1 protein-coding gene is annotated in these 291 nt (G+C 80.4%); it reads right to left on the bottom strand.

The window, feature by feature from the left end; all coding sequences use genetic code 11:
* On the bottom strand, positions 1-291 hold a 291-nt coding region (locus PHA29_RS10565; protein WP_270849602.1), incomplete at both ends, for a hypothetical protein.

Genomic DNA, 291 nt, shown 5'->3' with positions numbered 1-291 from the left:
CCGCGCCCTCCTCCCGCGCGAGGGCGATCTGCCCCAGGTTGCGGCAGACGACGGACGCGGCGCGGCGGCACAGCCCCCGCACGCGCGGAACGTCCGCGTCGGGGAACGGCTCGTCGAGGACGACCGTGAGCCGGTCGAGCACGCCCTCCCATCCCGCGTCGTCCGACAGGCGCCAGGCGCTCACCGCGACCTCGTCGGCCCGCGGGTCCGCGAGCGCGCGGGCGGCCTGGCGCGGGGAGGCGGCGAGCGCGACGCGGTGAATCCGGCCCGGCCGGGGCTCCGGGGAGCGCG

The organism is Candidatus Collinsella stercoripullorum (genome assembly GCF_027669965.1).
Classification (GTDB): domain Bacteria; phylum Actinomycetota; class Coriobacteriia; order Coriobacteriales; family Coriobacteriaceae; genus Collinsella; species Collinsella stercoripullorum.
The sequence above is the reverse complement of the archived record's forward strand: the minus strand, read 5'-3'. Positions and strand labels throughout refer to the sequence as shown.